This window comes from Rhizobium sp. LjRoot258 (genome assembly GCF_964254185.1).
Classification (GTDB): domain Bacteria; phylum Pseudomonadota; class Alphaproteobacteria; order Rhizobiales; family Rhizobiaceae; genus Rhizobium.
Genome location: NZ_CAXUST020000001.1, coordinates 2904274 through 2925646, shown reverse-complemented (window position 1 = coordinate 2925646; position 21373 = coordinate 2904274). Strand labels below are relative to the sequence as shown.

Sequence of the window (21373 nt, the reverse complement as noted above, 5' to 3'; positions counted from 1 at the left end):
ATTGACATTGAGGTGGGAAAAAACAAGTCTCTGTGGGCTCAGGCCCCCCCCGCCTCGGTTCCGCGATAAGGGCTTTGCGTTCAGCCAACTCGACATCGACAACCGCCCTTACCTCGCCGCGAGCGCTGCATCCGAGGATCGTCGCGAACACGCTCCTGTATCTCCGTTCAAAAGGCGCAGACATAGCACCCGGGCTGCGGCAACCTCCTGAATCGACATCGGACCCCCGAAATCAAGGCGACGCCGGTTCGTGTATCGGGATCGGCGAAGCATCAAAACGGCTCGGAGTCCAACAGGATGCCATTCGCCATCTAGTTCACGCTTGCTATCTGACCGTCTTCACGGGCTTTAGCCCTGATCGACGGGCAGGAGGACGGTACTCTCCGGAAGTGGCGGGATGACCAGGCGAAAAAATCTGCGTCTGCTGACCACCTTTCGGGAGTGAGCTCAAGCCAAGATGCCGGCATGGATCAAACGCGATCCAAGAACTCAAGCACTCGGATGGTGAGTAGTGCGGTTGCATCCGCGTCATACGACGGGAGCGAGCTGTCGGCGAAATAGTGCTGATCGCCGGGGTACAGGAAAAGCTCCGCGTCCTCGACCTTCTCCACGATCTCGCGGGCGGCGTCGATGTCGCCCTCGCCGATGAAGATCGAGTCGTTTTCCATGCCATGAATCTGGACCGCCACTCCGTCTGGCCAGGGTCCGAAGGCCCACTCGCCAATGATCGGCAGGCAAGAATAGAAGAGCAGGGCTCCACGGGCTCCGGGCCGTGTCTGTGCCAGCTTCTGCGCCGGCAGCACACCGAAGGAGAACCCGGCATAGACGAGCTCGGGAGGCAGTTCGTCGGCGACGCGGACGCCGCGCTCCCGCATGTCGTCGAATCCGATTTCACCGATGTAGGCGAGACCCTCATCGATGCTCTGGAATGTGCGTCCGTCGAACAGGTCCGGTGTGTGCACGATGTGACCGGTGGCCCGCAAGGCGTCGGCGAACGCACGCACCCCCGGGGTCAGCCCCTGTGCGTGGTGGAACAATAAGACCTCGGCCATACAGAGCCTCCGGGTAGGATGGTCGGGCGCGTGTGGCCACCCTACAGCGTCATCGCCTCGCCGGGAAGAGTGCAGCAGCCGAGACGCGCGATACCAACGTGCGAGATAGATCACGGTTCTTGCGACACCGCCCCGCCGATGAACTTCATAACTGGCTGGCTGAGCTGCAGGCTGGGGATGCGAGACGAGTTCCTCGCCGCCATGTGCCCCATCTCGCGTCAACACGCGATGAGCCGGGCTGCGTATTCTTCGAGTATCATCGGCATAAGGACGACGAGGACGTCGTGGTCCTGATCGAATGCTTCCGCGAAGCCGAGGCACACGAGTTCCATCGGCGCACGCCGCACATGATCGCTATGCAGGCCGACGTCCGGCGGCTCCAGGCAAAATTGAGTGTAATCGAGACTGTCTCCGATGAGGTCATACGTTATGATCTCGATTTCATCGCAAATCCGCCGAGCCCTTATCGACCTTGATCGCGGCAGGGGAGGCCTTCTTCTTCCGGTTGGTTGACATATCGCATCTGGGCGTCAACCGCCGGCAGCATCGCGTCGCCTGCGGTCATACCTTGGCCACTCGCAGCGCCCTGGAAGGGACGCCGACCTTCACCTCCGCTTCAAATTGTATAGGCGCGACGAACAATACATCCGGCAGGCGTATTTTCGCTTGCGAAGGACAAGCGTCGACTACATGGTGGGGCCGTCTCGCAGTGGATGAGGTAAGCAATGCCAACGGGTACAGTCAAATTCTTCAATGCCGACAAGGGGTTTGGCTTTATAAGCCCCGACGGCGGTGGCAATGATGTGTTCGTACACATCTCGGCCCTTCAGGCTTCCGGCATCCAATCGCTTCATGAAGGACAAAAGGTGTCGTTCGATACGGAGCCGGACAATAGGGGCAAAGGCCCCAAAGCTATCAACATCGAAGTGCGGTAATCCTTGAACGCATTGGAAGTTCCCGCGGACTGAAGCGTTCAGTTACTAATTACGGGCGGTCAAGCTCCTTCTCTGCGCGAGCGTGTTGACATCACCGGTTCACACAGCACTGGCAGCATGGGCCGACGGCCTATGCGACTTCCCCGCATGTATGCGGTGATCGCCCTTGATGACAACCATCATCCGAAGGAGAATGCCAATGAACCGCGCTTTCATGGTTGCAGCGGTCGCTGTACTCTTTAACCTCACGGCCCTTGCGCCATCTCCGGCGGCTCCTGTTTCATCGAGGGCACAGCAATCCAACCCAAAGGCAGTGAGTAAGCAGAATCCCACACCGACGACCAATCGATTTCTCACTCCTCGAATGATGGATCGTAAGCGCCCGATGAATCCAGTCTGTGACCAAGGCTTTAAACCCGGCGCTCCTTCCAGCTGCCACTACTGACGCTCCAGCGCTGGACACTTCTCGAAAAAGTATAATGATTGCGTAGCAAATTTCGGTTTCCAGCCGTCCACTAACCATATTGTTTTTGTTTATTTTCTACGGCCCGGCTCTGGATGAAACGCATTCGGCGAACCGCGGCACGGGCCTGCGTACCGTGGGAGCCTGAAACCCGAGAGTTGTGTGGGTTGCGCTGGTGGTCAGCTTTGCGCCAAAAAGCCAACATTGCGGGCGTTGCAAAATTCCATATTCTCCAACGTTGCAAAAGTCGGGAAAACAAGTGTCACTTTAGGAATTTTGCGACGCCATCTGCACGCAAGAAATCATGAGAAGAACAAAAGTTGGATTTCGAGAGCCTTAGCCAACATATGATTCCTGTCTCCAGCGGGACAATCGTGATGCGCGATGATCGGCTTCGGGAGTCTTGGACCGTGGCTATCAAGCCCTTTTTGATTTGCCGCTATCAGGTAACTCAGTCGTTCTATGCAAAGGTGATGGGTGTATCGCCGTCGTCGATAGCGGCTGAAGATCAGCCGGTCGAGACCGTCTCGTGGCTAGATGCTGCTCGTTTCTGCAATCGATTTTCGGCAATGGTCAAATTGCCCGATCGCTATGTCTTTTCGTCTGACGGCCAAGATGCAACTGTGGTCGCGACAAGTGATGGATTTCGGTTGCCCAGCGAGGCTGAATGGGAGTTTGCTTGCCGCGCCGGCACGAAGGGACCGCGTTACGGCCCAATTGGCGACATTGCATGGTATAGGGAAAATTCAGAAGGGGGCTCCAAGGCGGTAGGAACCAAGCGTCCCAATGATTGGGGACTTCATGATATGTTAGGTAACGTCTGGGAGTGGTGCGAAGACGTCTATGATCCTGCCGTCTATGGTGCGTATCGCATCTTTCGCGGTGGGGGATGGGCTGACCACGAACGCAGTTGCCTAGCGACTAATCGCCGACGAAGCCACCCGACTTTTGCTATTGAGGACCTTGGGTTTCGCATCGCGAGATCGTGCTCATGGAGCTAAGGTCGTGGAAATCCTGACATTTGCGAAGAGAACCGCACCGTTGGTTTCGTGGGAGAATGTCGGTCGCAAAACCCACTCGCAAAAGTCGGACTTATGCGGCGGATTTTTGCGACAGCCGAATGACGGGTTTGGGCCGGAAGCTGACATCCGGTAAGCGCCAAGGGCGGACGCCCCTAGTCGAACGCAACAGGGAACCGAAGTCAGGAATGAACGAAGGCGACCGCCCCGTCGTGATCATTGCGATCTGTGTCACGACGCCCGCAGCGTTCGCTAACCTATGCGTTCCTATTACCGGCTCCCACCGGCCCAGTTTCTAGGCGGTGTCTTCGCGATTCCACCGTTTCACCCGGCACATGGGAGTCTCAAATCACGTCGATGCGCAAATCGGTGCCTTCCCACTGCTGCCTAGCCGTCCAGAAGATGGTGAAGACGATAATGCCTGGGCCGAGCATTTTGGTCGGCAAGTCGCAGATATGGGTGCCGAAGCCCGTGTCACGGGTATGGCTGTCCGTGACATTAGCCCAAGCGTCGGTCGACCAATGCACCAAGGCAGTCTCACTCAGTTCAATGCGCAGGCTACTTCCTGCCACCATAACGGTCCGCTTGTCGGTCAGCCGCCAGGCGAAAGGCGCGATCGGCGGCTGACCGGCGACATAGCGGGCAACAGTCTGGGGTGGCATGTCGAAAATGACACCATCGCGGATGGAGCGCAGCAATTTGATGTGTTCCGCATGGGCCCAGACCAAGGGCATGGCGCTGCCGGAAGGGCGGCCAAGAAAAAGCTCGCGTTCGGGCACGTCCTCGCTATCCCAAATCTGCTCGGGCAGCAGGCCGCCGTCGCTTGCCGAGGCTTCTAGTGCCGCCAGCAGGCGCCGCGCCTCGTCCGGTCGCCCGGCGGCGAGCTCATAATGCGCGCGTTCACCGGTCAGAAGCGGCCAGAGCCTGCCGACGCCGCTGCCGGCGAAGGGGGCGCCGTCGACGCGCTCGCCATAGCCGTCATCATTGTACCGATACCAGTAGGATCCGGCCGGAAGATCGCGCCGCAACTCGGCATCGATCGCCGCCACGGTACCGAGGATACGCGGATCGTCCGCGGATCGAAGACCGAACCGGACAAGCGCAAGCGCATCGGGGCTGAGAAGCAGATCCGCTTCGATGACGGCCGCGCCGTCGTCGCGGTTGCGGATCGGGATGAAGTCGCGACCGAGCGAGGAGCTGCCGTCCGTCGCCGTGGCGATCCGCACATAGTAGCCATCGATGCCCAGCCGGCGCGACAATTCCGTGTCGGAGGCGTAAGTCCATTCCTCGATCCGCTCGCTCCAACCGTCGGCTACCTCGCGAAGGTATTGCGCCGCCGACAATCGCCCGGCCGCTTCCACCGCGTCGGCCGCCGCGAGCAACCCGGCTATCTCGACGGCGAGTGTAAAAGGGGAGTAACCGGCATCTTCCTCCCAACGATCCTGCTGGGTGGCGGGACCGTTTCTGACAATATAGGCCGCAGCAGCCTCGATCATCGGCAGGTATCGGCCAGCCCCCGACGCGTCGATCTCGCCGGCGCGCAGCAGCATGTCGTAAAGCAGGATGGGAAAAGCCGTCTCGTCCATCTGGATGCCATGCCAGTAGGGGCGGCCGTCGAGCCAAGCATTCTGCACCCAATGGCCATCGGCTTCCTGGATCGCAGAAAGATAGTTGAGCACCGCACGCGCGTCGGTTCCCGCGCCCGCGGCAAGCAACCCGCCCGCCGTTTCCACCAGGTCGCGCGTCCAGACGAGATGGTAGCCGCCGAGGTCGTCGTCGCTCTTGTTGAAACCCCAGGGGATGGAAAGGCTCGCTATGATGGCGCCCGAGGCATCGTCACAGTGGGTGGCGAGCACACCTGTGCTGACGCGGTACCGGTTCAATTGGCCAGGTTCATGGGGCTCGTCGAGGGTAAGCAATCCCCCCTGCCAGTCCCGCCAGCCGTTGCGAAAATGCTTCAGCGCCGGCTCGACACCTTGTTCCAGGCTGAGTATGGCCCGAAAGGCAGCTTCCTCGGGTTGCGTGCCGAAGCCGATGGCGATCTGCGCCCGCCCTTCAGTCGCCTCCATGTCGAGCGTCCCCGATAGCGCGACGTTGCCCGACGGCGCACAGTGGTATTCCTCCTTCAGCTCCTCCCCGCGCGACAAAGCCTGCCAGCCATCGGAGAAGCCGGCATAGCCCGCCGACCGCGCAAGCCAGGGGACAGAGGCAGCAATCGCAAGCGCCCGTCCCGAGCCCTCGGCGAAGAGCATGGGCCGACCCTTGAATTCACCATACCAGGCTGTGTTATCGGCGCCGCCGTTGACGAGATGCGGCGCAATAAGTGCATGCAGCCGGTAGTCGGAAAGTTTGCCGGCCAACGCGTCAAAGCGGAGGTCCTGCAACACCACTTCGCGCTCCGGGTCTGAAAGGATGGTCTTGGAGATCCGATAGCGGCCGTCGTGGGCGGTGTTGACGAGACGAAACGCCGGAACACCGTCCTCGACCGCATGTACTTGATGATCAGCGTCGCGCTTCTCCTCGGAAAAATATCTGTCCGCCGTCACGATGAAGCCGAAATCGCGGACGCAGGCCATATCGAGCCGCGGCGCGTAGATCTCGTTAAGGATTCCGTGGCTTGCCGTGAACCAAACGCGGCTGGCCACGCTGACGGCGGTGCCAACCGCGCTCTTGTCGCTCGAGGTCCAACGGGGCTCGATACCGGGTGCGCCTGGTGGGACAACAGCACCGGGGGGCAATGTCGGAAAGGCCAACTGCTGATCCTCCGTTCATAATGCACTCTTCTTCAGTGAGCCATCGTCGGGTTGAAATCAAGCGACGCCGCATTGCCTTCTGGGACTTGACAGCCAGTCCCGATCTTGCCCCCGATAGGACAATGCGGGAGCAATTGTGGGCAAGGCCCGTAGAGGAGCGCAGAACATGGCTGGGACGACTGAAACAATCGCAGCATCGCAAGAGCGCAAGCATGGCAAGCCCCAGGCGAGCACCGGACCGGCTCATCGCACTGTGCTTGCCATCGATATCGGCGGGTCGCATGTGAAGGTTGAACTCAGCAGCGGCAGCGAACGGCGCGCTGTCGAATCTGGCCATCAGATGACAGCGGCCAAGATGGTAGCGGCACTGCGCAAGCTCACGGAAGACTGGCACTACGACCTTGTCGCGATGGGATATCCCGGACCGGTTATCGCCCACCGGGCCGCCGCCGATCCATTTAACCTCGGGCCGGGATGGAAGAATTTTGATTTCGAAGCAGCGTTTGAACGACCAGTGCGGATGGTCAACGACGCACTCATGCAAGCGATCGGCAGTTACGAGGCGGGCCGCATGCTCTTTCTCGGCCTCGGCACTGGCCTCGGCTCGGCCATTATCGCCGAGAACGTTTGCATGCCTCTGGAACTGGCGCACATGCCCTACCGAAAGGCGACATTCGAGGACTACGTGGGCGAACGCGGGCTGGAGCGTCGCGGCAAGGGAAAATGGCGAAAATCGGTATTCGACGTCGCCGACCGCTTGGGTGCTGCCCTGCTACCGGACTACATCGTCATCGGCGGAGGCAATGTCGAACGGCTCAAGGAACTGCCACCGAAGTGCCGCCGCGGCAACAACGACAACGCCTTCCGCGGCGGTTTTCGGGTCTGGTTGGATGACAGCCTGCGCATCTAAACTCGGCGCCTCTCACGAAAGTGGATGACCTATTTGGGACGACTGCAGGGCTCGGCTTCGTCCGGAATGCGCCATTTCGAGACGTTCAGACTAACCATCAGCCGGGACTTGTTCAGGGCTCCGAATCCGAGTTAACGGGGTAACTGTCCGAGGATGTTAGCGAGATAATCTGTGCTCCAGGCTGCCATCTTGCGCCTTCGCTTGATCGGACGTTTGTCGTTGACGGTCCTGACGAGATTGAGTGCGAAGTGGCGGACGATGGCCATGTTGTTTGCACCATGGCCTTTTCTCAGCCTGGACTGGTCTTCCTTGAAGACGACGTCGAGGGTCCAGTGCAATGCATTCTCGATTTGCCAGTGGCCGCGCACGGCCTGAGCGGCTCGCTCGGCGGTGCGGTCGGCGGAAGAGATATAATAGCGGGTCTCGAAGCGGCTGCTGTCGTTCAAGCCGGCATGCGAGCGGACCCGGATGATGGTTTTCACCTCTGGCAGGCGCATCTCTCCTGGAAAGCGCCTATCGCCGGACAGCCAGTCGGTTTCGCGCGAGACGGTCACGGTGCGCTCATCGATGCGACCGTGCCCTTTGTCGACGTCGTTGAAGGTGTCGAGGCTTTCGACGGGCGCATCATCGAAGTAGCGTTCGATGTCGCTGCGCATCGTCGGTTGGTTAGCCTTGACCGCAAGCAGATAGTCGGCACCGGCTTTGCGGACTGCCGCGGCAATGGTGGCATTGGTGGCGATGGCATCGATCGAGACCAGCGCACCCTTGAGACCATCATTTTCACCCAACCGTTGCAGAAGAACCGGAATGGCGGTGATCTCGTTCGACTTGTCGGCGACTGCTTCCTGGCCGAGGACCAGACGCGTCGTCGTGGCGAAAGCCGACACCAGGTGCAGCGCCGTCTTGCCGGCGTTGCGATCATGGCTGCGGCGAGAGGTCTTGCCGTCGATCGCCACCAGGTCTGGCTTGTCGGGCCACGTCTCGCGCACCCATGAGGTGAAGCAGTCGGAAAACAGGATCGGATCGATGCGGTTCATGAGAATGGTCAGCCACCTGCCGCCCGGCACGCCATGATGGTAGGGCATGTAACGGCGCAGGAAAGGCAGATGTGTCTCGCCCCACTCGGCGATCCCCTCATAATCGTCGCAGTCACAGATGGTGCCGCAAACCACAAGCAGCAGCACTTCAGCCAGGGGGTGGGCCACCCGCCATGGCTCGCGAGGGTCTTCAAGGGCAGAAAAGTGCTCCAGAAGGGACTTCAGGCTCGATTTCTCAAAACCTTCGACAGCGGCGATCGTCATGGCAGGGACTCCGAATCAGCGAACCTCCATGGAATCAGTCAATCATCAACTGCGAAAGTCCGTTAACCCGACTTCGGAGCCCTGGGGACTTGTTTCGACCCATAGCCGACCTTCGCCCTCTGTGCTAACGTTGAGCAAGCGGCAAGGTATTGCGTCTCCCTGGTTCAAAGGAGTGCAGCGGCATGGCGATTACCGGCGGGCGTTTCAATGAGATGTGGTCGCAGTACTTTGATGGCGAACACGGCTATTCTGTGACGGTGCAGGGCCGAGGAGTTGGCGCGATCTGCGAGGTTACGCTGGTCAGCCACTGGGGAACGGACAGCTATTCAGGATCTGATATCTTCATCACCCAGGCGGTCAGCGCCAGCGGGGTGGAGGAATTCCCCTAAGACAATCGCACCGGCTCGGATCTCGTGACAATCATCTACCGGGACGAACTGACCAGCGTGACGTTCAAATGTTCGACCTACCAGGGCAAATCTATGGGTCACTGGACGGTTTACGATTGGGAATAGACGACTGGAGGAACTGCGATGGGGCTAACTCCCGCGCCCTTCTCGAACGCGAAACCAGAACAGACGTGCTTCGTCTACGATGCTGCGACCGGTTATGTCGTGCACATTCATCAATTCTGCCCGCTTGACCCCGGAGGCAGGTGCTCCGAGGCTGAAATGGCGCGAGCCGCGCTTGACCATATGTCCCCAGAGCTCGCGCAAAAAACCAACCTCGCAGTCTTTCACCACGCCGGCGAACTGAGATTGAGGCCGGGACATCGCTATCGCATCGACCCCGAACGCCGGACCTTCGTGGCCGAGCCTCATGATGTTCGCCCCAAGAAACGACCGGCGCGGACAACTAGCCGCTTGCGCTAACTGCGGTGGCCAGTGTCCGCTTCCCCACCCCTTTCCGACGGTCCGCTCTTCCTCGGGGAAAGGCAGCTTCGGGCCGATAGCAGTCTTGTCGAACAGCCGCGTTGCGCCAATACCGGTCATCATTAAAATCGGCACAAAGCATTCGGCCGGTTTCCACCGTGCTTGCCGGCATTGCGCTGGCCACGACCTGTTAACGCCGGCGTTGTCCTTCTAGGTCGGCTTTGTTAGGCTCCTGCAGCTCTAGCCGGCCTGGAGACGCAGGAGTGCAGAACCTACACGACACTGTAGTTATTGGCGGCGGCCAAAGCGGCATGGCCATGAGCTACTATTTGCGCAAACTCCAGCGAGAACATGTCGTTCTGGAACGCAAGCGCATCGCGGAACGTTGGTTGGGCGAGCGATGGGACTCGCTCCGCTTCCAATTCCCGAACTGGTCGTTGAGGCTACCAGGCTTCGAGTACGCTGGTGATAGCCCGGACGCATTCGCGCATCATCGCGAGGTTGGCAAGTTTGTCGAGGACTACGCAAAGTTCATAGATGCGCCGGTTCGCTGTGGCACGGAAATCTCGTTGCTGCGTCGCGATCGCCACTCCGACCGCTTTCTCATTGAGACGAATGACGGTCTGTTCAGCGCATCGCGGGTCGTCGTCGCGACGGGCCCGTTCCAACGGCCGTCGCTGCCGGCATGGTCGCGAGTCCTACTGCCGCATGTCTATCAAGTGCACGCAAGCGATTACCGAAACCCCGAGCAGCTCCCGCCGGGGGCGGTCCTCGTGGTCGGTAGCGGTGCGTCCGGTTGTCAGATTGCTGACGAGCTCAATGCCGATGGCCGCGTTGTCTATTTTAGCGTCAGCGCCCATCGCCGTGTGCCACGCCGATACCGCGATCACGACAGCTTCTGGTGGTTCATGTCCATGGGCCGCTTTGATGTTCCGATCAATAGCTTCCCAGGGCGCAAATATCCGACCACTACGGTGATCACAGGGGTCAACGGTGGGTATGACGTTGACGTGCGTCGCTTCGTTAGAGAGGGTGGCGTGGCCCTGGGCCGGCTCAAGGGTGTCGCGGGCGGCAAACTCTACTTTAATGATGATGTCGAAGATGTTTTGACGGAGGCAGACCGCGCTTTTTGCGACTTCAAACGCGCCGCGGATGAGTGCGCGAGTGCGAAATCACTCGACCTGCCCGTTGAAGAGGTGAAGGACACGCCGGGACGGCCCGTTCCAGTTCTGCCCATTCCAAACCTGGATTTGAAGACTGCAAACATCGGTTCCGTCGTCTGGTGCACGGGATACACTTTCGATTTTGGTTGGCTGGACATTCCGGTGTTCGACGAAGGCGGAGCACCTATTCAGGAACGCGGCGTCACCAATTGCCCGAATTTGTATTTCCTTGGGCTGCATTGGATGCACACTTTCAAGTCCGGCCTGCTCTTTGGCGTTGGTGAAGATGCTGCGTACATTGCCGATCACATGGCCGAAGCCGGGTAATTCAACCGGGACCGCGCCGGATGTGCGCGGCAGTGTGAAATAATCCGCGTTTCCAGGAGAGAAAGGGCGACTCGGCTGTTTGTGGACGGGTCCGCTTTGGGGCCGTCAGCTGTCATCGGTTGATGACGGCTTTGCGCCATTAGCATGTGTAATCGGGCGTTCCCACCTGGGGCGAGCTCCCACTACTATCTCGGCTTGGCCGAGATGAAGGGAGACGACGATGTTTTATGCTGCTTTGGACGTGTCACTGCGCTCAGTGGCGATCTGCATCATTGACCAGGATGGAAAGGTTCGACTTGAGCGATCCGTCCCGTCTGACGTGCCGGACTTAGTTCACTGCCTGCACGAGTTTGGCGAACCGATCCACCAGGTAGGGCTGGAAGCTGGCACGCTGACCCAACATCTGACCTACGGACTAAAAGAAGCAGGGTTCGACGTGGTGTGTATGGAGGCTCGCCAGGTCAATGCGGCTCTTTCAGCCATGCGCAACAAAACCGACAAACATGACGCTCGCGGCATCGCCCAAATCCTGCGCTCGGGTTGGTATAGTCGAGTGCACGTGAAGAGCGTCGAAAGCCATTACATCCGAGCGCTGCTTACCAGCCGCAAGGTCATGCAGCGAAAGTGCATCGATCTTGAGAACGAAATCCGCGGTCTGCTGAAGGTCTTCGGTGTCAAGCTGCCGATGCGTCTATCGCGCGGTGCATTCGACGCGGCGGTCCGCGACACCATCGGAAGCGATCCGGCACTAAGCCATGCCCTCCTGCCGATGTTGCAGGCTAGGCAGATGCTCTTGGAAACCTTTCTCGAACTCGATCGGCGTGTCCGAAGGGCGGCCCGCGAAGACGCTATCTGCATGCGGTTCATGGGCATCCCAGGCGTCGGCGAGATAACGGCTTTAAGTTTCAAGGCCGCAGTCGACGATCCGACCCGCTTCAAAAGCTCGCGCACCGTTGGAGCCCACTTTGGGCTGACGCCGCGGCGTTTCCAGTCCGGCGAGAAAGACAATCCCGGCCGCATCTCACATGCCGGCGACGCTGACGTACGGGCGACCCTCTATGCTGCCGCTAACGCGATGCTGATGCGGTCAATCGCCTGGAACGGCCTGAAGGCCTGGGGCGTGCGGCTGATGAAGACCAAGGGGCGGCGGAGAGCTATCGTCGCTGTTGCTCGCAAGATTGCCGTCGTGCTTCACCGCATGTGGATCGACGGCACAGAGTTCCGATTCGGATCGGAGGCCTCAGTATGAACTGATATAGCCTTCGACTATGATCCTGGCCGGATCGTCCCATGCGGACGACGGGATGGAAGAAGCCGTCAATGACTGCTGCGCTTCGAGCGCGTCCAAAAGCGAGGCTCTCCAGACCCTGATCCCATGCATGCGTGCAGCGGCTCCAAACGCAAGGGGCCAACAGACTGCGAAGAGAAGCGTGACCCGCGTGAACGATCAGGCCACCGAAGATCAGAAATGAGCTTGACCCCAATGCCCGATTAGAGAAGCGGCCATGGCTAGCTTTCGCCCTACGAGCGTCAGCTTGCAAAACCAGTAGAGACGCCGCCTCCAACGCGCTGTGTTTTCGGCGACGGTTCTGGAATGCGTCACCCAGTAAGGGCCTAATCAGCTAACGCTGTTTTGTTCACCGCTCGGGTCGTTCGGGGATTTCGGCCAGGGTTCTAGGCTGTAAGCAAAACGTTTGCTACGTGCTGTCGGTTCAGCGTGCCCCACTCGCAAAGCGGAATCAAAGCGCGCACGAGCGTCTCGCCGAAAGGCGTGAGCGAGTAGTCTACCATCGGCGGCACCTGCTGATGATCATGGCGGATCAGCACGCCAACCGCCATGAGTTCGCGCAACTGCTGGATCAGAACCTTCTCGCTGATGCCCTTTACCAGACGTCTGACCTCCGCGAACCGCTTTGGTCCGCCTTGGAGATGATACAAGATCAACGGTTTCCATTTGCCGCCGATGACCGCCAACGAGACGTCGAGGCCACATGTGCTTTGAACATCGTTCATGGAATTTTTTCTCACACTTACTTTTTTGTATGTACTACCGCCGACGTTAGCTCGTGTCCATATCGCGTGTGATGGAACGCCACAACGCGGCTTCCGCCACCCGCCAGAGATTGGCCCCGCTGCCATCTGATTGATCGACAGCACAGTGGAGAGAAGTAATGGAAGACAAGACGGTAGCCCTCGTGACCGGGGCAAACAAAGGACTTGGAAAGCAGGTCGCCAAGGAATTGGTCGATCACGGATACATCGTTCTGGTCGGGTCACGCAATTTGGCCAACGGGCAGAGGGCAGCCGAGGAGATAGGGGAAGGTGCATCCGCCATAGAACTTGACGTCACCGACGCGATCAGTATCGCGAAGGCGGCGGAACGAGTCAGTTCCGAATTTGGCCGCCTCGATCTCCTCGTCAACAACGCTGCGATCATCCAATCAGGCCGCTATGCATCGGGTCAGGAAGTCATACGCGCGAGCGCAGCGAGTGTCGCGCCGCTGGACGAGATCCGGGCGGTCTTCGAGACCAACGTCTTCGGCGCTCTCGCCGTCACGCAAGCGATGCTACCACTGATCCGATCGTCATCGTCGGGGCGGATCGTGAACGTTTCCAGCGGTGTGGGTTCACTGACGCTGAATTCCGACCCGAACTTTCCATTCCGGTCCCACTTCGGGGTGACCTATCCCGCATCCAAGACAGCGCTCAACGCCATGACCTTGGCACTTGCGATCGAACTTGAGAACACCGGCATCAAGGTCCGTGCGGTCAGTCCAAGCTACACCGCAACCGCCATCAACGATTTCCAAGGAACCGACAGCGTCGAGGTGGGGGCGCGCCCGCTTGTTCTGGCCGCCCTGGACATGGAGAGCCCGACGGGAAGCTTCACTGGGCCGGAAGGCCCATGGCCCTGGTGAACCGATGCCGGCAGTCGCGTTGGGCATGATGTTGATGACAAGCAGACACGGGAACGCACTCAAAAGGCACTTGAAAAATTGATTGAGTTCGAGCTTGCAAGCCGCCCCTCGAATTGAGGGGCGGAAGCCGTCGTATGACCGCAAAGGGCCGTGTAGCCGTCATCCAGCCCTATTCCCGGTGGTCTAGGGATCATGCGATCTTAGACCCCTTTCTCGCCCATGCGTGGTTCCCCTGGTAGTCCTTGAGCGATCAATCGTTGCTCTCGTCCCATTACTGTCGGAGGGCTTTGGACACACGTTTCACGAGCCCGGAAACATACTTCCTGTCGCGCGCGTCGTCGCCTCTCATCGCGCCACCTGCGCTATCTCACTGCTGGTCACTGGGCGGTCGCTAACGCGTAGTTCAGATGGATCGCGCGTGTCTCTCGGCATCCGAAGATGACATCCAGGGGGCGACTGATGGCGATAAGGGTGCATTGTTTCGATTATCCGCTCACTATCCGGGCGGAACATGCAACTATGGCTAGGGCGTGCCGGTCACTATCGCGAGCGAACACGTGAACGTTGTCGCCAAGTACAACACCAAAGCGCGGCAATGTACTGTGGCGGGAGGAACCTGCGTCGGAGAAAAATGCGCCAATACATCGTTTCTGGCAGCGGAGGTTCGATCCGCTGCCAGAGATGTTTCAACCAGGGACCTGCCTATTTTGTCGGGGGCTTGTAGGTAGATGCGATTGTGCCCGCCTTCTCTTGCGCAGCCTTGAATTCCGCGCCCGTGTAGGCTCGCACGGTTTTGACATTCGAGACGGCTCCCGATGCGCCGATGACGAGAAGTGCGGGGATCAGGTCAGCACCATCGTCGAATTCCGTGATGGCCATCCAGTCGGTTTCGCCGGTCGTGACGTAGAAAGAATGCAGTTTCCCTCCCGCTGCTTCCATGATGCCACGGGCCGCCTGTTCTCGGTTCGATGGATTGTCAATCATTCCCTTCGCTGACGTGGTTGTATAGCACCCTGTTGTTACGAAAAGTGGCATAGGACATCCTCCCTCGATAACGGGCAGATCGGGTGATCGGCCCAACACTCACTATCTCAAAAAACTTGGTGTTAGACGAGCATCGGCCCGCAGAGCGCTAGATTAGTCGCGCACAACTCGGCGACGCACAGTGAGCGTGATCGCCACCGCGAGCCTTGAAATGACGGCACCTCCGTCCCACCCTGACCAATTAGTATGTAGGTGCAGGAGTCAACGCGTCAAATTTGATAAAGCCGACCAAAGAATCCAACCAACGCGCCAGAGCACGAAGTCCGACAGCGTCGGCTCTTGGGTCAAGCAGCCGAAACGTCGCTCGACGCTGTCGAGAATTGCTCCGTCGACCAGCGTTTTCCGAAGCCGACGCACATCGAGCTAATTCAGGATGACCGCGATCGGGTGGGAAGGTTCGAATTTGCGCGTGTCAAACTGAACCGGCAAGAACCGTCGAAAACCGCTCCTTAGCTGTTTGCGGTCTAAAGTCCGTCAAACGGTATGGGTACTCAATGGAAACCGCCAGTAATCTCAGAAGGGATATCGAGGTCGCGCTGCGTCGTCACGATCTGAATGGCTGGCAGCGAAAGTTCCTCACCGACATCCTGGCTCGCATTGATCGCAGCGGCGACAGGTTTGCCCTCACAGACAAACAGTGGAAAAAAGTCTTCGAGGTTCTCGGAGATCGCTCCAACGTCGTCCAATTTCAACCTCGGAAGCCATCGTCCAACCATCGCCGTTCGCCCAGCTACCTTCAAGCGAGGTTTACCAGGCGGCGGTCGTATCGCCTGAGTTGGAGCGAAAAGAGGTTCCTGGCGGCAGTGGTGGTCCTGGCTGTAATTGCGTGCGTTCAGTTTGTCGCCGGCGGCAAGTTCGATGCAGTAAGTGCGCTGCCGTCATCGGCCAAGAACGAATTTGCGTCATCCAGGTTCACGGTCACCGATGGCGATACGATCCATGTCCAAGGCGAGATGAACGGCACCCGGCTCGTCGGCTACAACGCGCCCGAGGTTTTCAGTCCGCGCTGTACATCTGAAAAGGAACTCGGAGACCGTGCAACGGCTCGTCTCAAGGAATTGGTGGCCGCCGGGCCGGTCAGACTCACAAGGGTATCTTGCGCGTGCACGCCGGGGAGCGAAGGAACTGACAGATGCAATTATGGTCGCTCCTGTGCAGTTCTCTATGCAGGCGGGCAGGATGTCAGCAGCATCATGATTGGCGAGGGTCTGGCTGTGCCGTTCGTGTGCGGTGGAACCAGATGCCCACCGACGCCGCGACCGTGGTGCGGCTGAGGTGGTCGCTCCTCAGGCTCGTAATGTTCTAAATCGATTTTAAAATCTTGAACTAAAATGCTAATCGATTTTAATTATTTCATTAAAAAATTCTTGTTGCGGTGCGGAAGAATTCAAACCTTTAATGGCTGAGGAAGTCTGCTGTTTGGAGGAACTTGGATGACTTTTACATTTCCGCTTACTGAAAAGCGCAATGTCGAGGAACTGCTGAAACACTTGGCGCAGCACAAACTTAGCTGTCCAGGGAACTGTGTCGTGTCGGCGAAAACCCATGTCGCCCATGTATCGTCTTGCCATACGTTCGCGTTGGGTACTGCCCGTACCGCGTGGTAACGTCGAAGCAGATGGGGCAACGGCACTATGCTGAGATTTGTCACAGCTTCAGTGCCAATTGCTCAATGCCCATGTCGGCCTGGCGCTCCAGCGAGGAGAGCGTCACACCGAGGAGGCGTATCCCTTTCCCGGTCGGAAAGACGGATTCCAGCAAGACGCAAACTGTCTCCTTGATTTCGTCTGCAGATCGGAACGTTTGACCAATCGTCCTGGCGCGGGTGATCTGCGTGAAGTCGGCGTACTTGATCTTGAGTGTGACGGTCTTACCCGTGATGCTGTTGGTCTCACAGTGACGCCAGACCTTGGCGATTAATGGCTTCAAACCGTCTACTGCTGGGTCGTAGGTGTGGATATCCTGCGCGAAGGTATCTTCCGCTCCGATGGATTTGCGCACCCGGTCTGGCTTGACCTGTCGTTCGTCAATACCGCGAGCGATGCCATAGAAGTACGGCCCGGATTTGCCGAAATGCCGGACCAAGAACTCGATTTCCTTCTCCCGGAGATCGGCTCCGGTCTCAATCCCGAGGCGATGCATCTTGTCGGCGGTCGCCGGGCCGACGCCGTGGAATTTGTTGACAGGCAATCCACCCACGAATGCCGGCCCGTTCTTCGGCGTGATGACCGCCTGACCGTTCGGCTTGTTCAGGTCGCTCGCCATCTTGGCCAGAAACTTGTTGTAGGAGATTCCGGCAGAGGCATTCAGCCCGGTTGCCGCCTTGATCTTCGCCCGGATTTCGAGAGCGATCTCGGTCGCGATCTCCATCCCCTTCAAGTTCTCGGTCACGTCGAGGTAGGCTTCATCGAGCGATAGCGGCTCGATCAAAGGCGTGTATTCGGCGAAGATTTCCCTGATCTGGGCAGATACCGTCTTGTAGACGTCGAAGCGGGGCTTCACGAAGATCAGGTCAGGGCACTTGCGCTTGGCCGTCACCGACGGCATGGCCGAGTGGACGCCGAACTTGCGGGCCTCATAGCTTGCAGCCGCCACCACACCGCGTGCTTCCGATCCACCGACCGCCACGGGCTTCCCGCGCAGCTCCGGATTGTCACGCTGCTCGACGGAGGCGTAGAAGGCATCCATGTCGATATGGATGATCTTGCGCGGACGCTCGGTAGGGGGGCTCTCGACGTGATCAGTCATCGCGCATTTTCCGCATCCGCGTCGAGGCAGGGAAAGCAAGCCTGGCAGCGATCGATGCCATCGATGCTATTCATACGAGAGCAACCGACGGTGAGCCGACGTCGAAGCTGCCGGAAGGACAGAGTGGCCCCGTACTGCTTGATCAGGGCCTTCCGATCAAGATCGCTTCTCCGATCACAGGCATCGCATTCGATGGTAATTACGGCGTCCCGATCGTCTCGCAATGTTGCGTCATCGCAGGAATTTTTTCTCATCTGTAAGGTATCATGCGCCCTGATCGTCCGCGGCTACCGCTTTGAATTCCCTCATGGATCGCTAGCCTGTGTCGCTGTGGATGGACTATGCCTTCATAATCCACCCGAAACACGACCGTTGACTCGAATTTCAGAAAGGAACAAATGTAGAACATACTCGCTTTTGGACGAGATGGAACCCTGATTTTGGCGAAGGCTACAGATGGCGCAAGTGGGCGCAAACCCTGTCATCACCGAACTTCGAGAACGCATATCACATCTCGAAAGCAATCAGGCGCGGTGAAGGCAGACCTTACCGTTCGGCGTCCGCGAGATTGATGACCACCTGCCTGGTGGCGGACTGTCCTTTGGGGCGATCCACGAGTTCGCCGGTGGCGGGGCGGGGACTGTCGACGGTGCGGCAGCCGCGCTGCTCGCAGGCGGGATCGCCGCGCGAACGAGGGGTAAGGTGATCTGGTGCCTCACGAGGCCGGACCTGTTTTTCCCGGCCCTTGCGCAAACCGAGGCGAGTGATTTCGGCCAGCCGACGGCGTCGACGACACGCTGGAGAGTGAGTGCGATGCCGTCGGAAGTGCTTCCGGTTCCCGGCGTCGGTCGAGCGCGGTGGTTTCTCGAGCTGATGAGAGTGAAAGCGGGCGAGTGCGCAGAGTTTACAGTTGGAGCGTGTGATGCCCGCGGGACGTATCGATCTTTCTACCGGATTTGCCGACGGACAGGATCAGGCGGGCCGATCCGTCCATTCCCGTTGAGCAGGCGATCGCGGTGATTGCGCGAAGCGGCTCCAAGCGCTGGGTCTCCGCCCCGACGCTGCTGCGAGGAAGGCCGGCGTCCATGTCGGTATGCCAGCAGCCAAGGCGCAGGCGCTGTTCCGAGGTCTTATGCTGGTGGATGCCGATACCATGGCCGACGCCGCTGCCCTCGAACGCATTACGCTTTGGGCGCTTAGACGTGAAGACGAAGCTTACCTTCAAAGGCGATAAGGCTTGCTCAACCGCCAAAGGTGAGAAACCGACGTGCTATACCATCCACACCGATGGGAACAAGTTCTACGAAGTTCGGGATGATATGAAGGTTCATGCCATCTCGACGGTTGGCTGATGCGCCTTTTAAGGTCAGGCAGTGGCACACACTGCCCGCGCTCGCTAATTGTCGAAGTCCATTGGGCAAGCGCCGTTGTCTTAGCGACGTGGCATTGCTGACATGCGCGACTATTTTCTCTCGGATGTTCGAGACGCAGCTCCCGAACTCTTTCTTGCGGATTGTCGAAAGGATAGACCTTCATTCGTCTTCTATGTCGCAGACACCGGAGACAAAACGAATGAAGTTGTATTTCAGCAGAAACCCCAATCCACGCCTCGCAGTCGCCGTCGCGCGATTTTTGAAAACAGATATCGAGTTCGAGTTCGCCGAGCCAATGGCTCTAGGCCAGTCAGAGCGATATCTTCCGCTCAACCCAAATCTTCTTCTGCCGATCTTGGAGCGCCCCGGTCGAACGCTTTGGGAGAGCGATGCAATTGCCTGCTGGCTTTCCCGGCACGCTGGATCGAACTTCTGGAGAACCGACGACGAGGAGCCAGAGATGATACGATGGATCAGTTGGGCAAAGGAGAACTTTGTGAAGTCATGTGACGAAGTGCACTGGGAGCGCGGGACGAAGTTACGCTACGGCATCGGCAAACGTGACGAAAGGATGGTCGAAGAGGGTCTGAGAAGGTTCCACAAAGCAGCAGCCATTCTGGAATGCGAGCTTTCCGACCGACTGTGGCTCCTCGGTGAAACGATCTCCTTCGCCGATTTTCGCATGGCGACGTTCTTGCCGTTTAACGATGCAGCGCGTCTACCGATCGAGGACTATCCCGCCATAACGCGCTGGGCTGATCGGCTAAACGGCATAGAAGCTTGGCGCGATCCGTTTCGCGGATTGGACGCGCCACAATTGCCACTGCTTCCAACTGAATAGGTGCGATAGCAATGGCGTCGCGTGATGGTAACTCCTCGCAGGCAAAGGCCAAGCCAGCGAGGAAACTCGGAGCCCTTCTTATGCTTAAAATGCCCTAACACAACGCTAGCACAAACCGGGGCCGGTTTGACCGCTCCTCGATGTCGTGATTCGCTGTTCCCACATCGAAAACGGAAAAAAAGCAGCGGGCCGGTATGGCGAGCCACGAAATCCTCGGAGGAATGGTGCAGGTCTACCGACGCGGGGGCCTCACCTGGGTATCCTATCTGCGTTCAAGCGTATTTGTCCCTTCGTGACGCTTGCGTAATACGGCTAGACGGAAAGCCGTTCGCGACAAATAGTTTCTACGAGTTCTTGCAGGGCCTTAACGCGCTCAACCAACCAGCTCAGTTCTTCTTTACTGATTGTGTATTTCGATGAGTATCGCGCCTCGACATAGGCCCGCGACAGTAGCTCGAAACACCGACGAGAAAAACGGCTGTCGCGCGGCCAAGCGGCGATCAGTCGGCTGTCTACTCCCTCGGCCTGTGAGCGCAACGTCTTTATTCGATGTGATTTGGGGCTGTAGAGGGTGAGCGTCAGCAGGGCGCAATGATAGGCGCGTTCCGTGGCTTGATGCAGCATGAATGCTCCGTCGCGCCAGATGTTTCTTTCGAGCATCAATTCGGCGCCGGTGAGTGCCTCTTGAGACAGCTGATACCACTGCTCGAAGTAAATCTTTGCCTCATGCCGCTCCTCTTCCGCCGTCAGCGGCTTCGGTTGTGCCAGGGGATAGCCAGGCTGCTCGTAGAGGACGATGCCATCTTTGGCGATGTCGACGAAGAAGGGACGACCACGGGCGAGCTGATCATTGACGTCGTGTAGCGTGTGGACGATCGGGACCACCGGCGTTTCGATGTGATGGCCGATCTGCTCTTTCAGCAGCTGCTCCTCGAGGCCCTCCCAGAGTTCATGCTCATCGGCAAAGGACTTGGTGTTGACGACGATCAACAGGTCGTAGTCAGAGCGATAGCCGCTGAGGCGATCCTCCACCCAGTCACCCCGGGCATAGGATCCGTAGAGCATGACCTTGAGGATCTTGCCGGCGCGTTTCTTCTCCGAAAGCTTGCTTGCTTGAAACGCCTCGACCTCAGCAAACAGGATCTCGATGATGCGCGCCAGCTCTCGCCGCTTCCTGTCCGGCAGGTGCTCAATGTGATCGGTGAGGGTCAAAGCAGCGTCGAAGCCTTCGGTGTGAATCGCATCCATCGTAGCGGGTCCATCGTGATTGCACACCTAAACCTTTTACGCGAATTTCATAGCCATCACAATTACAAGATGGATACGTTTCGAGCGGGTACCTATGCGTGACTACGTCTTCGCCGGCGTCGCGCTTCCTGATGAGTCGGTTTCGCCACTTTGACGTGGCCATTCTCCAGATGAGGCAGTCGCAGCAGGAGGAAGCGGCTCGAAATCGCGAACTGAGGGAACGAAAGATCAGCCTGCGTTGCTTCCGGTCGGCCGAGCGGTGCGGTCGCTGATCTGTCGGCTTCATTCGCCGAATGTTCTGTGTATCAATCGCTTCGAGGCAGGCCGCGCAACAGGACTGAGCGAATGAACCGGTGCGTCGGCTCCGGCCGAGTTCTGAGTGGCACCGTTCATGCCAAGCGCCACG

The 21373-nt window shown here is 58.6% G+C and carries 18 protein-coding genes and 2 pseudogenes; 12 read left to right on the top strand and 8 right to left on the bottom strand.

The window, feature by feature from the left end:
• Positions 1-470 precede the first annotated feature (470 nt).
• Positions 471-1052, bottom strand: a complete 582-nt coding sequence (locus ACSQ9D_RS14435) for a dienelactone hydrolase family protein (protein WP_436282795.1) — start codon at positions 1050-1052, stop codon at positions 471-473.
• Positions 1053-1084: 32 nt separating this feature from the next.
• Between ACSQ9D_RS14435 and ACSQ9D_RS14430 the strand changes: the two genes are divergently transcribed.
• The 3 genes from ACSQ9D_RS14430 to ACSQ9D_RS14420 all read left to right on the top strand — a co-directional run bounded on the left by ACSQ9D_RS14430 (position 1085) and on the right by ACSQ9D_RS14420 (position 3451).
• Positions 1085-1528, top strand: a complete 444-nt coding sequence (locus tag ACSQ9D_RS14430; RefSeq protein WP_436282794.1) for a putative quinol monooxygenase — start codon at positions 1085-1087, stop codon at positions 1526-1528.
• A 249-nt stretch (positions 1529-1777) separates the two neighbouring features.
• Positions 1778-1987: a cold-shock protein gene (locus ACSQ9D_RS14425; RefSeq protein WP_436282793.1), complete on the top strand. Its 210-nt coding sequence runs from the start codon at positions 1778-1780 to the stop codon at positions 1985-1987.
• Positions 1988-2770: 783 nt separating this feature from the next.
• Positions 2771-3451 carry a formylglycine-generating enzyme family protein gene (locus tag ACSQ9D_RS14420; RefSeq protein ID WP_436282792.1) on the top strand — a complete coding sequence of 227 codons (681 nt, stop codon included), beginning with the start codon at positions 2771-2773 and terminating at the stop codon, positions 3449-3451.
• A gap of 362 nt (positions 3452-3813) precedes the next feature.
• Here the strand turns inward: ACSQ9D_RS14420 and ACSQ9D_RS14415 are convergent, their stop codons facing one another.
• Complete coding sequence (locus ACSQ9D_RS14415; protein ID WP_436282791.1) at positions 3814-6222, bottom strand: glucan 1,4-alpha-glucosidase; 2409 nt, start codon at positions 6220-6222, stop codon at positions 3814-3816.
• Between the two features lie 166 nt (positions 6223-6388).
• Between ACSQ9D_RS14415 and ACSQ9D_RS14410 the strand changes: the two genes are divergently transcribed.
• Positions 6389-7132 (top strand): ROK family protein, encoded by a 744-nt coding sequence (locus ACSQ9D_RS14410; RefSeq protein WP_368514851.1) that lies wholly within the window; start codon positions 6389-6391, stop codon positions 7130-7132.
• Positions 7133-7263: 131 nt separating this feature from the next.
• Here the strand turns inward: ACSQ9D_RS14410 and ACSQ9D_RS14405 are convergent, their stop codons facing one another.
• Positions 7264-8433 carry an ISAs1 family transposase gene (locus tag ACSQ9D_RS14405; RefSeq protein WP_436282790.1) on the bottom strand — a complete coding sequence of 390 codons (1170 nt, stop codon included), beginning with the start codon at positions 8431-8433 and terminating at the stop codon, positions 7264-7266.
• A 182-nt stretch (positions 8434-8615) separates the two neighbouring features.
• On the opposite strand from ACSQ9D_RS14405, the gene ACSQ9D_RS14400 reads away from it, so the two are divergent.
• Positions 8616-8822 (top strand): hypothetical protein, encoded by a 207-nt coding sequence (locus tag ACSQ9D_RS14400; protein ID WP_436282789.1) that lies wholly within the window; start codon positions 8616-8618, stop codon positions 8820-8822.
• A gap of 150 nt (positions 8823-8972) precedes the next feature.
• Here ACSQ9D_RS14400 and ACSQ9D_RS14395 read toward each other — a convergent pair whose 3' ends face one another.
• Positions 8973-9425, bottom strand: a complete 453-nt coding sequence (locus tag ACSQ9D_RS14395) for a hypothetical protein (RefSeq protein WP_436282788.1) — start codon at positions 9423-9425, stop codon at positions 8973-8975.
• Between the two features lie 143 nt (positions 9426-9568).
• Here ACSQ9D_RS14395 and ACSQ9D_RS14390 point away from each other — a divergent pair, with 143 nt between their 5' ends.
• Both ACSQ9D_RS14390 and ACSQ9D_RS14385 read left to right on the top strand, forming a co-directional pair.
• Positions 9569-10795 carry an NAD(P)-binding domain-containing protein gene (locus ACSQ9D_RS14390; RefSeq protein WP_436282787.1) on the top strand — a complete coding sequence of 409 codons (1227 nt, stop codon included), beginning with the start codon at positions 9569-9571 and terminating at the stop codon, positions 10793-10795.
• A 220-nt stretch (positions 10796-11015) separates the two neighbouring features.
• Positions 11016-12044, top strand: coding sequence for an IS110 family transposase (locus ACSQ9D_RS14385; RefSeq protein ID WP_436282786.1), 1029 nt, complete (start codon positions 11016-11018; stop codon positions 12042-12044).
• Positions 12045-12469: 425 nt separating this feature from the next.
• Here ACSQ9D_RS14385 and ACSQ9D_RS14380 read toward each other — a convergent pair whose 3' ends face one another.
• Entirely contained in the window at positions 12470-12808 is a 339-nt protein-coding gene (locus tag ACSQ9D_RS14380) for a winged helix-turn-helix transcriptional regulator (RefSeq protein ID WP_436282785.1), read from the bottom strand.
• A gap of 158 nt (positions 12809-12966) precedes the next feature.
• Between ACSQ9D_RS14380 and ACSQ9D_RS14375 the strand changes: the two genes are divergently transcribed.
• Complete coding sequence (locus ACSQ9D_RS14375; RefSeq protein WP_436282784.1) at positions 12967-13713, top strand: SDR family NAD(P)-dependent oxidoreductase; 747 nt, start codon at positions 12967-12969, stop codon at positions 13711-13713.
• 702 nt (positions 13714-14415) lie between these two features.
• Here ACSQ9D_RS14375 and ACSQ9D_RS14370 read toward each other — a convergent pair.
• Positions 14416-14697 carry a GYD domain-containing protein gene (locus tag ACSQ9D_RS14370; RefSeq protein WP_436282783.1) on the bottom strand — a complete coding sequence of 94 codons (282 nt, stop codon included), beginning with the start codon at positions 14695-14697 and terminating at the stop codon, positions 14416-14418.
• A gap of 554 nt (positions 14698-15251) precedes the next feature.
• Here ACSQ9D_RS14370 and ACSQ9D_RS14365 point away from each other — a divergent pair.
• Positions 15252-16031 (top strand): thermonuclease family protein, encoded by a 780-nt coding sequence (locus tag ACSQ9D_RS14365; protein WP_436282782.1) that lies wholly within the window; start codon positions 15252-15254, stop codon positions 16029-16031.
• Positions 16032-16404: 373 nt separating this feature from the next.
• Here the strand turns inward: ACSQ9D_RS14365 and dinB are convergent, their stop codons facing one another.
• Positions 16405-17505: a DNA polymerase IV gene (gene dinB, locus ACSQ9D_RS14360; protein ID WP_436282781.1), complete on the bottom strand. Its 1101-nt coding sequence runs from the start codon at positions 17503-17505 to the stop codon at positions 16405-16407.
• Between the two features lie 456 nt (positions 17506-17961).
• On the opposite strand from dinB, the pseudogene ACSQ9D_RS14355 reads away from it, so the two are divergent.
• The 3 genes and pseudogenes from ACSQ9D_RS14355 to ACSQ9D_RS14345 all read left to right on the top strand — a co-directional run bounded on the left by ACSQ9D_RS14355 (position 17962) and on the right by ACSQ9D_RS14345 (position 19719).
• A pseudogene (locus tag ACSQ9D_RS14355) lies at positions 17962-18508 on the top strand (ImuA family protein).
• Positions 18462-18703 (top strand): annotated as a pseudogene (locus ACSQ9D_RS14350) (DNA polymerase Y family protein); the annotation flags it as partial. The pseudogenes ACSQ9D_RS14355 and ACSQ9D_RS14350, both read left to right, overlap by 47 nt.
• 374 nt (positions 18704-19077) lie before the next feature.
• Complete coding sequence (locus ACSQ9D_RS14345; RefSeq protein WP_436283838.1) at positions 19078-19719, top strand: glutathione S-transferase family protein; 642 nt, start codon at positions 19078-19080, stop codon at positions 19717-19719.
• A gap of 312 nt (positions 19720-20031) precedes the next feature.
• Here the strand turns inward: ACSQ9D_RS14345 and ACSQ9D_RS14340 are convergent, their stop codons facing one another.
• Positions 20032-20967 carry a HEPN domain-containing protein gene (locus ACSQ9D_RS14340; protein ID WP_436282780.1) on the bottom strand — a complete coding sequence of 312 codons (936 nt, stop codon included), beginning with the start codon at positions 20965-20967 and terminating at the stop codon, positions 20032-20034.
• Positions 20968-21373 lie beyond the last annotated feature (406 nt).

Excerpts from the sequence above, each read along its gene's own strand:
- ACSQ9D_RS14385 (WP_436282786.1), top strand. The coding sequence starts at position 11,016 with ATGTTTTATGCTGCTTTGGACGTGTCACTGCGCTCAGTGGCGATCTGC.
- ACSQ9D_RS14375 (WP_436282784.1), top strand. The coding sequence starts at position 12,967 with ATGGAAGACAAGACGGTAGCCCTCGTGACCGGGGCAAACAAAGGACTT.
- ACSQ9D_RS14370 (WP_436282783.1), bottom strand. The coding sequence starts at position 14,697 with ATGATTGACAATCCATCGAACCGAGAACAGGCGGCCCGTGGCATCATG.
- ACSQ9D_RS14425 (WP_436282793.1), top strand. The coding sequence starts at position 1,778 with ATGCCAACGGGTACAGTCAAATTCTTCAATGCCGACAAGGGGTTTGGC.
- ACSQ9D_RS14365 (WP_436282782.1), top strand. The coding sequence starts at position 15,252 with ATGGAAACCGCCAGTAATCTCAGAAGGGATATCGAGGTCGCGCTGCGT.
- ACSQ9D_RS14400 (WP_436282789.1), top strand. The coding sequence starts at position 8,616 with ATGGCGATTACCGGCGGGCGTTTCAATGAGATGTGGTCGCAGTACTTT.
- ACSQ9D_RS14345 (WP_436283838.1), top strand. The coding sequence starts at position 19,078 with ATGAAGTTGTATTTCAGCAGAAACCCCAATCCACGCCTCGCAGTCGCC.
- ACSQ9D_RS14435 (WP_436282795.1), bottom strand. The coding sequence starts at position 1,052 with ATGGCCGAGGTCTTATTGTTCCACCACGCACAGGGGCTGACCCCGGGG.
- ACSQ9D_RS14405 (WP_436282790.1), bottom strand. The coding sequence starts at position 8,433 with ATGACGATCGCCGCTGTCGAAGGTTTTGAGAAATCGAGCCTGAAGTCC.
- ACSQ9D_RS14410 (WP_368514851.1), top strand. The coding sequence starts at position 6,389 with ATGGCTGGGACGACTGAAACAATCGCAGCATCGCAAGAGCGCAAGCAT.
- ACSQ9D_RS14395 (WP_436282788.1), bottom strand. The coding sequence starts at position 9,425 with ATGACCGGTATTGGCGCAACGCGGCTGTTCGACAAGACTGCTATCGGC.
- ACSQ9D_RS14380 (WP_436282785.1), bottom strand. The coding sequence starts at position 12,808 with ATGAACGATGTTCAAAGCACATGTGGCCTCGACGTCTCGTTGGCGGTC.
- dinB (WP_436282781.1), bottom strand. The coding sequence starts at position 17,505 with ATGACTGATCACGTCGAGAGCCCCCCTACCGAGCGTCCGCGCAAGATC.
- ACSQ9D_RS14340 (WP_436282780.1), bottom strand. The coding sequence starts at position 20,967 with ATGGATGCGATTCACACCGAAGGCTTCGACGCTGCTTTGACCCTCACC.